Below are 15680 nucleotides of genomic sequence, written 5' to 3'. Positions count from 1 at the left end.
GCACAGCGTTTGATCTGTGCGTCGGTCGCCACACTTCAAGCCTTGCCGGGTTCGGTTTCGACGCCATGGCACTGGGAAGTCTGGCCGGCGCTGTGTGCCGGCGCGACCCTGCATCTGGCACCGACTCACGAGGGCACCGAGGACATCGATGCGTTGCTCGAGTGGTGGCGCGCGCAGCCACTGGACGTCAGTTTCCTGCCGACGCCCGTCGCCGAATACGCCTTCAGCCAGAACCTTGAACACCCGACGCTGCGCACACTGCTGATCGGTGGCGACCGCTTGCGCCAGTTCAGCCGCAACCAGCAATTCGACGTGATCAACAACTACGGCCCGACCGAAGCCACCGTGGTCGCGACCTCTGGGCGAATCGAGGCAGGCGATGCCTTGCACATCGGCAAACCGGTGACCAATGCCACGGTGTATCTGCTCGACGAACAGCAGCGTCCGGTGCCGATTGGCGTCATGGGCGAGTTGTATGTTGGCGGTGCCGGGGTCGCTCGCGGCTATTTGAACCGTGCCGACCTGAGCGCCGAGCGCTTCCTTCATGACCCGTTCAGCCCTTTGCCGAACCCGCGCATGTATCGCACCGGCGATCTCGCACGCTGGCGCGCGGACGGCACGATCGAGTACCTGGGGCGTAACGACGATCAGGTGAAAATCCGTGGCGTGCGCATCGAACTCGGGGAAATCGAAACCCGCCTCAATCAGTTGCCCGGCATTCAGGAAGCCGTACTGCTGGCGCGTGAAGATGAACCCGGCCAGCCGCGGCTGGTGGCGTATTTCACCGAGCAGAGCCAGGTCGAACCGTTGGCCGTGGCCGAGTTGCGCGCGCACCTGCTGACCCAGTTACCGGAGTACATGGTGCCGGTGGCCTTCGTCAGACTCGACGCGCTGCCGTTGACCGCCAATGGCAAGGTCGACCGCAAGGCCCTGCCGAAACCCGAGCGAGCGGCGCTGTTCACCCGCGAATACGAGGCGCCGCACAACGAACTGGAAAGCGCCTTGGCGCAGATCTGGGCGCAGGTGCTGCAAGTCGAGCGAGTCGGGCGTCAGGACCATTTCTTCGAACTCGGCGGCCATTCGCTGTTGGCCATGCGCATGGTGTCCCAGGTTCGCCAGCGTCTTGGTGTCGAGCTGGCGCTGGGCGACCTGTTTGCCAACGCCGAACTGGCAGCGGTTGCCGAGGCGGTGGCGCAAGCCGGGCGCAGCACGCAACCGGAGATTGTCGCGGTGGCTCGTGACGGCGCGTTGCCGCTGTCGTTCGCCCAGCAACGCTTGTGGTTTCTCGCACAAATGGAAGGCGCCAACACCGCGTACAACATTCCCATCGGCCTGCGCCTGCGTGGGCAACTGAATGAGCATGCGCTGCAACAAGCCTTGGCGCGTATCGTTGCGCGTCACGAAACCCTGCGCAGCCGTTTCGCCCAGTTCAATGACCAGGCGCAAGTGCTGATCGCCCCGGTCGACAGCGGTCTGCTGCTGCGCGTTGAAGATCTGCGCCAGCATCCGCAAGCCGACCAGACCTTGGCGGCGCTGATTCAGGGCGAGGCCTCGGGACCGTTTGACTTGCAGGATGATGCACTGATTCGCGGACGCCTGGTGCGGCTGGCCGACGATCATCATGTGCTGTTGCTGACCCTGCACCACATCATCTCCGATGGCTGGTCGATGGGGGTTTTGACCCGCGAACTGATGGCGTTGTATCAGGCGTTCAGCCACGGTCAACCAGATCCACTGCCGCCGCTGGCGCTGCAATACACCGACTACGCAGTGTGGCAGCGGCGCTGGCTCAGTGGCGAGGTTCTGGAGCGTCAAAGCGAGTATTGGCAACAAACGTTGGCGGGCGCTCCGGCACTGTTGACGCTGCCGACTGATCGCGTGCGCCCGGCGCAGCAGGATTACGCCGGCAACACCGTCGAGGTGGTGCTCGACGAACGCCTGAGCGCCGGGCTCAAGGCTTTGGCCCAGCGTCACGGCGTGACGATGTACATGCTCATGCTCGGCGCATGGGCGAGCCTGTTGAGTCGGTTGTCCGGGCAATCGGAAGTGGTCGTCGGTTCGCCCGTGGCCAACCGCAGTCGGGCCGAGATCGAAGGCCTGATCGGCATGTTCGTCAATACCCTGGCCCTGCGTATCGATACCTCGGGCGCTTTGAGCACCGAGGCGCTGCTGGCGCGGGTCAAGGCGCGGACGCTGGATGCGCAGACGCATCAGGACCTGCCGTTCGAACAAGTGGTGGAAATCACCAAGCCTGCACGCAGCATGGCGCACAGCCCGTTGTTTCAAGCGATGTTCAGTTGGGACAGTGGCCACGGTGCCAGCCTGAGTCTCGGCGAGCTGACGCTGGAAAGTGTTGCCGAACCGAGCCACTTTGCCAAATTCGATCTGTCACTGACGCTGGCAGACGCGCCGGACGGGATACGCGGTGTGCTGGAGTACGCCGTTGCCTTGTTCGATGAGTCGACTATTCAACGTTACGTCGGCTACTTCCAGCGCCTGTTGCAGGCCATGGTCAGCAACGATCAAGCGGTGTTGGAGCAGGTAACGTTGTTGGCGGACGATGAGCGTCAGCATCTGCTGGTCGATCTGAACGCAACCACTGTCACCCACGATCTTGAGCAGACTGTTCATGCTCGCTTCGAGACGCAGGTGTTGCGCACGCCAGACGCGGATGCCGTGGTGGCCGGTGAATTGCGTTTGAGTTACGCCGAGTTGAACCATCGCGCCAACCAGCTCGCCCATCACCTGCGCCAGTGCGGCGTGGGCCGCGATTCGCGGGTGGCGATCTGCGTCGAGCGCGGGCCGCAATTGCTGGTCGGTCTGTTGGCGATTCTCAAGGCCGGCGGCGCTTATGTGCCGCTGGACCCGGGGTATCCTGCTGAGCGTCTGGCCTACATGCTTGAGGACAGCGCGCCAGTGGCGGTGCTGGTGCATGCGCCGACGCGTGCGCTGATCGGCGAGTGGGCCGGCGTGTTGGTCGATTTCGACCATTGCACCTGGCAAGACCTTGCGCAAAGTAATCCGCAGGTGCCAGGCCTGAGCGCCGCGAACCTGGCCTACGTGATTTACACCTCCGGCTCCACCGGCATGCCGAAGGGCGTGATGGTCGAACACCGCAATCTGGGCAATCTGCTGCACTGGAGCGCCAGCCTGTGTCCGCTTTCTACCGGCGCCGCGCTGTTGCAGAAAACCCCGCTGAGTTTCGACGCCTCGGTGTGGGAGCTGTTCTGGCCGTTGAGCTGCGGTATGCGTCTGATCCTCGCTGGCCCGGACGACCACCGCGATCCAGCCGCGCTGGTGCAACTGATTCGTGAGCAACAGGTCAACGTCGTTCAGTTTGTGCCGGCGCTGTTGCAGCAATTCCTTGAAGTGGCAGAGGTGGGCGAGTGCAGCAGCCTTACCGATGTGTTCTGTGGTGGCGGTGCGCTGACGGCCGCGTTGGTGCGCAGCGTGCGCGAACATCTTCCGCAGGTGCGCCTGCACAACGTTTATGGCCCGACCGAAGCCACCGTCGACAGCACCGTATGGACGCTGGAGGCGAATTCGCCGGTACCGCAAGGCGCGCCACCGATTGGCAAACCGCTGTGCAACACCCGCGTGTACATCCTTGATGCTCACCAACAACCGACGCCATTGGGTGTGGTCGGCGAGATGTATCTCGGCGGCGTGCAGGTGGCGCGGGGTTATCTGAATCGGCCTGAGCTGAGCGCCGAACGTTTCCTCGACGATCCGTTCAGTGATCAGCCCGGCGCACGTTTGTACCGCACGGGTGACGTCGCACGGTATCTGGCCGATGGCAACATCGAGTACCTGGGGCGTAATGACGATCAGGTCAAAATCCGTGGTTTACGCATCGAACTGGGCGAGATTCAGGCGCATCTGGCGCAAGTCGACGGTGTCCGCGAAGCGGCCGTGCTGGCCCGTGAAGACGTGCCGGGCGATCAGCGTCTGGTCGCGTACTACAGCGGCGAACTCGTCGAAACAGATCAGCTACGCAGCCAATTGCTCAAGCATCTGCCGGCCTACATGGTGCCTGCCGTATTTGTGAATCTGCCGGCGTTGCCACTGAGCCCCAACGGCAAACTGGATCGCCAGGCCTTGCCGGCTCCTGACCAGACTGCGCTGCTGAGCCGGGAATACGAAGCTCCGATCGGTGAAGTCGAAACCGTGATTGCCGGGATTTGGGCCGAGTTGCTGAAGGTCGAGCGGGTAGGGCGCTTCGATCATTTCTTCGAACTGGGCGGTCACTCGTTGCTGGCGGTCAATCTGGTTGCGCGCATGCGTCGGGCCGGCCTGTCGGCGGATATTCGTGTGCTCTTTGGCCAGCCGACATTGGCCGCGCTCGCTGCGGCTGTGGGCGGCGAACCTGATGCGGCGGTGCCGGCAAACCTCATTGCGGCCGATTGCCCGCGCATCACCCCCGAATTGTTGCCGCTGGTAGCGCTGGACCAAGCGACGATCGACCGTATCGTTGCGAGCGTCCCCGGCGGTGTGCGCAATGTTCAGGACATCTACCCGCTGGCACCTTTGCAGACCGGCATCCTGTTCCATCATCTGTCGGCCGCGCACGGCGATCCATATGTGCTGCAGGCGCAGTTTGCCTTCGCCGATGAACAGCGTTTGCAAGTGTTCACTGATGCCCTGAAACGGGTAATCGAACGCCATGACATTTTGCGCACGTCGCTGTTCTGGGAGGGGCTGGAAGAGCCGGTGCAAGTGGTCTGGCGTCAGGCTTCGCTGGGCTGCGAGGCCTTGCCGCTAGACGCCGAAGCGGGCGATGCGCTGAGCCAGTTGCGCAGACGCTTCACCATCGATAACTACCGTATGCCCGTCACCGAGGCGCCGCTGATGCGCGTGGTGCACGGCCGCGATGAGGCCAATCAACGCGTGGTGGCGTTGCTGCTGTTCCATCACCTGGTGATGGATCACGTGGCGCTGGAGGTGTTGCAGCACGAGATGCAGGCGTTTCTGCTGGGCAACGACGGGCTGCTGAGCGAACCGGTGCCGTACCGCAATTACGTGGCGCACACCCGTTCCGGTCTGACCGCGCAAGCGCACGCCAGTTTCTTCGGCGAGATGCTCGGCGCTGTTGATGAGCCGACCTTGCCTTACGGGCAGAATCTGGCCAGCGACGGCCCTGCACAAGAGGCGCAACTGGACCTGGAAAACGCGCTGAGCCACAGCATCCGTCAGCAGGCCAGGCGTTTGGGCGTCAGCGCCGCCAGCCTGATGCACCTCGCCTGGGCACAGGTGCTGGGGCAATTGTCCGGACGCGACGCCGTGGTGTTTGGCACGGTGTTGCTCGGGCGATTGCAGGGCGGTGAAGGATCGGAGCGGGCACTCGGTGTGTTCATCAATACCTTGCCGCTGTGCATCGAGCTGAACGCCCATAGCGTCAAAGGCGCCGCACTGGCGACCCACGAACGCCTGAGTCAGTTGCTGGCCCATGAACATGCACAACTGGCGCAGGTGCAGCAATGCAGCGCCATGCCGGCGGGCACGCCGCTGTTCAGCACGCTGCTCAACTATCGTCACAGCGTGCCGGTCGGGCCGATATCCGCTGAGGTGCAAGCGGCGTGGCACGGCATGCAATTGCTCGCTGCCGAGGAACACACCAACTATCGCCTGACTCTCAGCGTTGATGATCTCGGTGAAGACTTCCGCCTGAAGGTATTGGCCGGGGCCGGCATTGATGCGCAGCGTATCTGCGGGTACATGCAGGGAGCGTTGATGACGTTGCTGGAGGCACTGGAGCACACGCCGCACGTGGGCTTTGACCGGTTGTCGATCCTGCCGGCAGCTGAGCGCGAACAGTTGCTGGTGGATTTCAATGCGACCGAGGCTGACTACCCGCGTGAGCTGACGATTGCCCGGCGCTTCGAGTCGCAGGTCACCGAGCGTCCGCAGGCTATTGCAGCGGTGTTTGCCGGACAGCCACTGACTTACTTGCAGCTCAATCGCCAGGCCAATGCCTTGGCGCATCACTTGATCGCCATCGGGGTGAAAGCCGATGACCGCGTGGCCATCGTCGCCCGCCGGGGTCTGGATACATTGGTCGGGCTGGTCGCCATCCTCAAGGCCGGCGCCGGCTATGTGCCGATCGATCCGGCGCATCCTGCCGAGCGGATCAGTTATTTGCTGAGCGACAGCGCACCGGTCGCGGTGCTCACGCAAAGCGATCTGCACGAGAGACTGCCGCAATCGGGCGTGCCAGTGATTGATGTCGATCTGTGCGCATGGCCGGCGCAGGCGCAGCACAACCCCGCAGTGCCGGGCCTGAGCGCTGCGCATCTGGCGTACGTGATCTACACCTCGGGTTCGACCGGTCTGCCCAAAGGGGTCATGGTCGAACATCAGACGTTGTCCAATCTGGTCGACTGGCACTGTGAAGCGTTCGATTTACGCGCCGGCAGCCACACCTCAAGCCTTGCCGGATTCGGTTTCGATGCGATGGCGTGGGAAGTCTGGCCGGCCATGTGCGCGGGCGCGACCCTGCACCTGGCCCCAACCCATGACGGCGCTGAAGACATCGATGGGTTGCTCGACTGGTGGCGTGCGCAGCCGCTGGACGTGAGCTTTTTGCCAACACCGGTCGCCGAATATGCGTTCAGCCAGAACCTCGATCATCCGACCTTGCGCACCTTGCTGATCGGTGGCGATCGCTTGCGCCAGTTCAGCCGTCAGCAGCGCTTCGCCGTGATCAACAACTACGGCCCGACCGAGGCCACCGTGGTCGCGACTTCCGGGCGTATAGACGTTGGCGCGGCGTTGCACATTGGTAAACCGGTGGCGAACGCGGCGGTTTATTTGCTCGACGAGCAGCAACGGCCAGTGCCAATGGGTGTCATGGGCGAGTTGTACGTCGGTGGCGCGGGCGTGGCCCGGGGTTATCTGAACCGCGCCGATCTGACCGCTGAGCACTTTCTGCACGACCCGTTCAGCCCCTTGCCGAATGCGCGCATGTACCGCACCGGTGACCTTGCCCGTTGGCGCGAAGACGGCTCGCTCGACTACCTGGGGCGTAACGACGACCAGGTGAAAATCCGTGGCATGCGCATTGAATTGGGCGAAATCGAGACTCGCCTCAATCAGCTCCCTGGTATCAACGAAGCGGTGTTGCTGGCCCGCGAGGACCAACCCGGCCAGCCGCGACTGGTGGCCTATTTCACCGAACAGGCGGGGGCCGAGCCACTGGCAGTGGGCGAGTTGCGCGAGCATCTGCTGACGCAGTTGCCGGACTACATGGTGCCGGCAGCGTTTGTCCGGCTCGAGGCTTTGCCGCTGACCGCCAATGGCAAGGTCGACCGCAAGGCATTGCCGAAACCGGACCTGGCCGCGCTGCCGACCCGCGAATACGAGGCTCCGCAAGGTGAACTGGAAACCGCGCTGGCGCAGATCTGGTCCGAAGTGCTGCAAGTCGGGCAGATCGGCCGTCACGATCACTTCTTCGAACTGGGCGGTCATTCGCTGTTGGCGATGCGCATGGTCTCGCTGATCCGTCAGCGCCTCGGCGTCGAACTGGCGCTGAGTGATCTGTTTGCCGATGCGCAATTGAGCGCAATCGCTGCAGTATTGAACCGCGCCGGGCGCAGCGCGTTACCGGAGATCTTGCCGGCACCGCGTGCTCAGGCGCTGCCGATGTCCTTCGCCCAACAACGCCTGTGGTTTCTTGCGCAAATGGCGGGTGGCAACTCGGCGTACAACATTCCTCTCGGCTTGCGCCTGCGCGGTCACCTCGACGTCGATGCCCTGCAATCGGCGCTGGCGCGGATCGTCGCCCGCCACGAAACCCTGCGCAGCCGTTTCATCCGCCTCGACGACAGCGCGCAGGTGTCGATTGCCCCGGTCGATAACGGTTGGCTGCTGCGCGTAGAAGATCTGCGCCAACAGCCGCAGGCCGAGCACACCTTGCAAATATTGCTGGCGCAGGAAGCCTCGACAACGTTTGATTTGCAGAACGATTCGTTGATTCGTGGACGATTGGTGCGTCTGGCTGACGATCATCATGTGCTGCTGTTGACCGTGCATCACATCGTTGCCGACGGCTGGTCGATGGGCGTGCTGACCGGCGAGTTGATGGCGTTGTATCAGGCGTACAGCCAGGGACAGCCTGACCCGTTGCCAGTCCTGACGTTGCAATACGGCGACTATGCCGTGTGGCAACGGCGCTGGCTCAGCGGTGAAGTGCTGCAGCAGCAAAGCCAATATTGGCAGCAGACCCTCGACGGTGCGCCGGCCTTGTTGACGCTGCCCACCGATCGCCCGCGACCGGCGCAGCAGGATTACACCGGCGGCAACGTCGAAGTGTTGCTGGACGAGCGCCTGAGTACTGGCCTCAAAGCGTTGAGCCAGCGTCATGGCGTGACCCTGTTCATGACCCTGATGAGTGCCTGGGCGTTGCTGATGAGTCGGCTGTCCGGGCAATCCGATGTGGTGATCGGCGCGCCGGTGGCCAACCGCAGCCGCGCTGAAATCGAAGGCCTGATCGGCATGTTCGTCAATACGCTCGCCGTGCGCATCGACACCTCGGGCGCGCCGAGCGTCGAAGCGCTGCTGGCACAGGTCAAGGCGCGGACACTGGAAGCGCAGGCGCATCAGGATCTGCCGTTCGAGCAAGTGGTGGAAATCGTCCGACCGGTGCGCAGCCTGGCGCACAGCCCGTTGTTCCAGACCACGTTGAGCTGGGACGGCAGCGTTGGCCCGCAACTGGCCTTGGGCGAGCTGACGCTGGAGGGTGTTGCCGGGACCGGCGATGTCGCCAAGTTTGACCTGACGCTGACACTGGGCGAGGTCAACGGAGTGCTGCGCGGCACGCTGAACTACGCCACGGCGCTGTTCGATGCGCTGACGATCAAGCGGTACATCGGCTACTTCGAACGTCTGCTCGAGGCGATGGTTGCCGATGATCAAACGGTGCTGGAACGTGTGCCATTGCTGGCAAACGATGAGCGCCAGCGCTTGCTGTACGACTTCAACGCCACGGCGCGTGGCTACCCGCAAACACTGACCGTACACGGGGTTTTCCAACAGCAGGCAGCCGCGCATCCCAAAGCTGTGGCGGCCGTGCATGGCGCGCATTCGCTGAGCTACTTTGAACTCAACGCCCAAGCCAACCGCCTGGCCCATCACCTGATCGCTCACGGCGTGCAACCGGGTGACCACGTGGCGATCCTGTTGCCGCGTTCGCTGGAGTTGCTGGTCGCGCAACTGGCCATTGCCAAATGCGCGGCCGCTTATGTGCCGCTGGACATCAATGCACCGAGCGAACGCCAGGCGTTCATGGTCGAGGATTGCCGCGCGGTGGCGTTGTTGACCTTGAGCGGCGAAGTCATCGACTACGCCGCGCCGCGTATCGACCTCGACAGGCTGACCCTCAACGGCCAGCCGACGCACAATCCGAATCTGCTGCAGTCGTCCGAGTCGCTGGCGTACATCATGTACACCTCCGGTTCGACCGGCACGCCGAAAGGGGTGATGGTGCCGCACCGGGGTATCGGCCGCTTGGTGCTCAACAACGGTTACGCCGATTTCAATGCACAGGATCGTGTGGTCTTCGCCTCGAACCCGGCGTTCGATGCGAGCACCATGGACATCTGGGGGCCGCTGCTCAATGGCGGTCGCGTGGTGATCATCGACCATCAAACCTTGCTCGATCCGCATGCCTTTGGCCGTGAACTGAGCAGCAGTGGCGCAACGATCCTGTTCGTCACCACCGCGCTGTTCAATCAATACGTGCAACTGATTCCGCAGGCGCTCAAGGGCCTGCGGATTCTGCTGTGCGGCGGTGAACGTGGCGATCCGGCGGCGTTTCGTCGCCTGTTGGTCGAGGCGCCAACACTGCGCATCGTGCATTGCTACGGCCCGACTGAAACCACCACCTACGCCACAACCTTTGAAGTGCGCGAAGTTGCGGAAAACGCCGAGAGCGTGCCGATTGGCGGGCCGATTGCTAACACGCAGGTTTACGTGCTCGATGCGTATCAGCAGCCGGTGCCAATGGGCGTCACCGGCGAGCTGTATATCGGCGGGCAGGGCGTGGCGCTGGGGTATCTGAACCGGGCGGATCTGACTGCCGAGAAATTCCTCTGCGATCCGTTCAGCGAGATGCCGGGCGCGTTGCTCTATCGCACGGGCGACCTCGCGCGCTGGCTGGCGCCGGGGCAACTCGATTGCATCGGGCGTAACGACGATCAGGTGAAGATTCGCGGTTTCCGCATCGAACTGGGAGAAATCGAAAACCGCCTGCTGAATTGCCCGGGGATCAAGGAAGCGGTGGTGCTGGCGCGCCGCGACGGACAGGACTCCCCGCGTCTGGTGGCGTACTACACGGCGCACGATGAACACTTGGACAGCGCTGAGCTGCACGCGCAAATGCACGCGCGACTGCCGGAATACATGGTGCCCACCGCGTGGGTGCAACTCGATGTATTGCCGTTGAACAACAACGGCAAGGTCGATCGCAAGGCGCTGCCGGCACCGACGCAGGAGGCACTGCTCAGTCGGGCCTACGAGGCACCGGCCAATCCTCTGGAAGCAAGCCTGGCGCAGGTCTGGGCCGAGGTGTTGCAGGTCGGGCAGGTCGGTCGCTATGACAACTTCTTCGAGCTCGGCGGCCATTCATTGCTGGCCATGCGCATGCTCTCTCAGGTGCGCCAGCAATTGGGCGTGGAGCTGGCGCTGGCCGATCTGTTTGCCAACCCGGAACTGGCGACGGTCGCCGAAGTGTTGAGTCAGGCCGAACGCAGCAGTTTGCCGCCGATTCTGCCGGCGCCGCGCGATCAGGCACTGCCGTTGTCGTTCGCCCAGCAACGCTTGTGGTTCCTCGCGCAAATGGATGGCGGCAACACCGCCTACAACATTCCTCTGGGCTTGCACCTGCGTGGCCGACTCGACGCCGTGGCACTGCAACGGGCATTGGCGCGAATCGTCGCTCGTCACGAAACCCTGCGTAGTCGGTTCACCCAACTGAACGACGAAGCTCAGGTGCTGATTGCCCCGGTCGACAGTGGTCTGCCGCTGATTGTGGAAGACTGGCGGCAACAGCCGCAGACCGAGGAGGCCTTGCGTGCTTTGGTCGACGCTGAAGCGCGCGGGCCGTTCAACTTGCAGGACGATCCGTTGATTCGCGGTCGGCTGGTGCGTCTGGCCGATGAGCACCATGTGCTGTTGCTGACGATGCACCACATCATCTCCGACGGTTGGTCGATGGGCGTGCTGACCCATGAATTGATGGCGCTGTATCAGGCGTTCAGCCGTGGCGAGGACGATCCGCTGCCACCGCTGGCCTTGCAATACACCGACTACGCGGTATGGCAACGGCGCTGGCTGAGCGGCGAGGTGTTGCAGCGCCAGAGTGATTACTGGCAGCAGACCCTGGCCGGCGCTCCGGCGTTGTTGAGCCTGCCGACTGACCGACCACGGCCGGCGCAACAGGATCACCGCGGCGGCAGTGTCGAGATCGTACTGGACGCGCAGACCAGCGCCGGTCTCAAGGCGTTGTGTCAGCGCCACAGCGTGACGCCGTACATGGTGATCATGAGCGCCTGGGCGATGCTGCTTACGCGTCTGTCCGGGCAGTCCGATGTGGTCATCGGCTCGCCCGTCGCCAACCGTACCCGCGCCGAAATCGAAGGGTTGATCGGCATGTTCGTCAACACCCTGGCGCTGCGCATCGATACCTCGGGCGATCTGACGGGGGCAGCGCTGCTGGCGCGGGTCAAAGCGCAGACGCTGGCCGCGCAGGCGCATCAGGATCTGCCGTTCGAACACGTGGTGGAAGTCACCCGACCGCTGCGCAGCCTTTCCCACACACCGTTGTTCCAGACTTTGCTGAGCTGGGACAGCAGCGTGGCGCCAGCCCTGGCACTCGGCGAGCTGACGCTGGAAGGCCTGGCCGGGGAAAATCACTTTGTGAAGTTCGACCTGTCGCTGAGTCTGGGCGAAAGCCAGCACGGGGTTCGTGGCTCGCTGCGCTACGCCACCGCGCTGTTCGATGAGTCGACCGTGCAGCGTTTTGTCGGTTACTTCCAGCGCTTGCTGGCGGCGCTGGTCAGTGATGATCAGGCGGTGTTGGCGCAAGTCGAGTTGCTTGCGGCGGATGAGCAGCAACGCCTGCTCGGCGACTTCAACGCGACGGCGCTTGATTGCCCGGTCGAGCAACCGGTGCAGAGCCTGTTTGAAGCACAGGTGCGGCGTCAGCCGGACGCCATCGCCGTGCAGTCGGGCGAACACAGCCTGACCTATCGCGAGCTGAATGCCCGTGCCAACCGCCTCGCGCATCACCTGCGTGAGCAAGGCGTCGGGCCGGATGCGCGGGTGGCGCTGTGCGTCGAGCGTGGGCTTGATCTGGTGGTGGGGCTGCTCGGCATTCTCAAGGCCGGTGGCGCGTACGTGCCGCTGGATCCGGCTTATCCGGCGGAGCGCCTGGACTTTATGCTCAGGGATTGCGCGCCGGTGGCGGTGCTGGTGCAGACGGCCACGCGATCGCTGTTTGCCGAGGCCGGGGCAGTGCTGATCGACTTTGACCAATGCACCTGGCACGACCAGTCAGAATACGATCCGCAAGTGCCGGGCCTGAGTCCTTCGAATCTGGCGTACATGATCTACACCTCAGGTTCGACTGGCACACCCAAAGGCGTGATGCTCGAACATCGTGGCTTGTGCAATCTGGTGCATTGGGGCTCGCAGATTTGCCCGCCAGCTCCAGAGGGCGCGTTGTTGCAGAAAGCCCCATTCAGTTTCGATGGTTCGGTGTGGGAATTCTTCTGGCCACTGACGGCCGGTGTGCGTCTGGTGCTGGCACGGCCGGGAGGTCACCGGGAACCGGCATACCTGGCGCAAGTGATTCGTCAGCAGCGGGTCACGGTGGTCAAGTTCGTGCCGGCGCTGTTGCAGCAATTTCTCGAGCTGCAAGACGTCAGTGAATGCACCAGCCTCACCGATGTGTTCTGCGGTGGCGGCGAACTCACGGCGGCCCTGGCCCGCGAAGTACGCCAGCAACTGCCGTGGGTGCGCCTGCATAACGTGTATGGCCCGACCGAAGCCACGGTCGACAGCACCGCGTGGACACTGGAACCGCACATGCCCGTGCCATCCACCGAATTGCCGATTGGCACGGCCATCTGTAACACCCGTTTGTACGTGCTCGATGCGCATGACCAAGCGGTACCGCTCGGTGTTATTGGCCAGTTGTACATCGGCGGCATCGGCGTGGCGCGAGGGTATATGGGACTGCCACAGATGCAGGCCGAGCGCTTTATCGACAGTCCGTTTGTGCCCGGGGACCGCTTGTACCGCACCGGCGATCTGGTGCGGTACCGCGCGGACGGTAACCTCGAATTCCTCGGGCGCAATGACTTCCAGGTCAAGCTGCACGGCTTGCGCCTGGAACTCGGTGAAATCGAAGCGCGGTTGATCCAGCACCCGGGTGTGCGCGAGGTGGTCGTGCTGATGCGCGACGAGCGTCTGGTCGCGTATTTCACAGTGCGCGAGGGCAGCGCTGCTCCGGCTATCGACATGCTGCGCGCGTTCATTCTTGAGCAGTTACCCGAGTACATGGTGCCGGGTGCGTTTGTTGCGCTCGACGTCCTGCCCTTGAGTCCCAACGGCAAGATCGACCGTCAGGCGCTGCCGGCGCCGGGCCTCGACGCGGTACTCAGCCGACATTACGAAGCACCTGAAGGCGAGGTCGAAACCGTGTTGGCGCGGGTCTGGGCTGAGGTGCTGAATGTCGAGCAGGTCGGACGCCACGACAACTTCTTCGAATTAGGCGGGCATTCGCTGCTGGCGATTCGTCTGGTCAACCTGCTGCAGCGTGCGGGGCAACAGGTGACGCTGGCGGAGCTGTTCCAGCGTCCGAGTGTCGAGTCGCTGGCCGCATTGCTCGGTCAACGCCATGCCGCGCCCGAACAGCCGGAAGGACTGGTTGTGGTGCGGCCGGGCGAGGGCGGCGATGCGCTGTTCCTGATCCATGAGTTCAGCGGCAGGGAGGTGTATTTCCCGGCATTGGCGATGCACATCGAGGGGCAGTTTGCGATTTACGGTTTGCCCGGTGTGCCGTTGGGGCAGCCGCAGCTGCGCACGCTTGAGTGCATGGCCACGCGGATGGTCGGGATTATCCGGGCGGTACAACCGCATGGGCCGTATCGTCTGGCCGGGTGGTCGTTTGGTGGCTTGCTGGCGTATGAAATCGCTCAGCAGTTGCTGGGTCTCGATGAGACGGTGGCGTTTGTCGGCCTGCTCGATACTTACGCGCCGCATCCGGCCAGTCAGGATAAAACCCGCTGGAGCGGCGCGCATCGCGACAAGCATCAGTTGCTGGAGCACTGCCGCGCGCGTTCGCAGATGCGCGGTGCGGAAGGGCTGCCGGCGTTGGCTGAGGTCGAGCGGCTGGAGGCTGAAGTCGAACGCATTGCGTTCGATGAGCTGTTCCAGCGCTGCTGCGAACAGCAATTGCCTGACCCGGAACTGGCCGCACTGAGTGCAGCGGATGCCTGGAGTTACTTTGATCGTGAGGCCGCTCATGGCCTGGCGCTGGCGCATTACCGGGTCAGCCCGGCCAGTCAGCCGGTGCACTTGTTCCGCGCTCAGGCACTGATGCCGGGGCAGGCGCAGCCGAGTCCGACCCGTGGTTGGGAAAACAAGATCAGTACAGGTTTGCTGCGCTGCATCGATGTCCCGGGTGATCACCGCAGCATGATGAAAGCTCCGGATATTCAGGCGCTCGGCCAGGCCTTGAGTCAGGCTATGGCCGCTGCGCTGGTTCCGGAGCCAGAGACCTATCAGCCGCTGTTGACCATTCAGAGCGGGCACGCTGGGCATGCGCCGATCTTCTGCGTGCCGGGGGCGGGCGACAGTGTCACCGGGTTCATTCACCTGACCGAGGCCTTGGGCCCGGAGTGGCCGATCATCGGCCTGCAACCGCGCGGGCTCGATGGCAGCGGCGTGCCGCACAGCCAGGTTGAAGCGGCAGCGAAGTGCTATCTGCAAGCTGTCGAGCAGTTGTATCCGCAAGGTCCGGTGCACCTGATCGGCCATTCCTTCGGCGGCTGGGTCGCGCATGCCATGGCCGCGCAGTTACAGGCGGCGGGGCGTGAGGTGGCGTCATTGACCCTGATCGACAGCGAATCGCCCGGCGGCAACGGTACGGCGGGCAAACCGTACACCACGACTGCCGCACTGGAACGCTTGATCGAGACGCTGCAACTGTCCAGCGGCAAGTCGTTGGGCATCGACCCGCTGGCGTTCGCCGAGGCTGACGACACCACGCAAATGCGCCTGTTGCACGAGGGCATGGTGCGCGCCGGTGTGTTGTCTGCGCGTTCGTCAGCGCAGGCCATGCACGGCCCGGTCCGCACCTTCGCCACAGCCTTGCGCACGGTCTATCAACCGCAGTTGGCCTACACCGGGCCGGTGCGGCTGGCGCTGGTCGATGACCCGACGCTGGATGCGTGGGGCAATCAGCGTGAGCAAGCGGCGATGGTCGAAGGCTGGCAACGCCAGGTGACGGATCTGGCGGTGTGGTACGGGCCGGGCAACCACTTCACGATTCTCAAGACGCCCAACGTTTTCAGTCTCGCGGCGTGGTGGCATGACGGCCTGAAAGTGCCTGCCGGCCAAGTGGTTTCCTGATTGTTGTTTATCTACCAGAGCCCGGCTGCTGGCCGGGCTCACCCCTGAAC

At 63.5% G+C, this 15680-nt stretch carries 1 protein-coding gene; it reads left to right on the top strand.

Annotated elements, in window-relative coordinates; genetic code table 11:
* Positions 1-9: 9 nt before the first annotated feature.
* Entirely contained in the window at positions 10-15630 is a 15621-nt protein-coding gene (locus AB4O11_RS25150) for an amino acid adenylation domain-containing protein (protein WP_460129090.1), read from the top strand.
* Positions 15631-15680 lie beyond the last annotated feature (50 nt).

The organism is Pseudomonas sp. H1_D05 (assembly GCF_054682705.1).
This window is presented reverse-complemented; position numbering and strand designations above follow the sequence as displayed.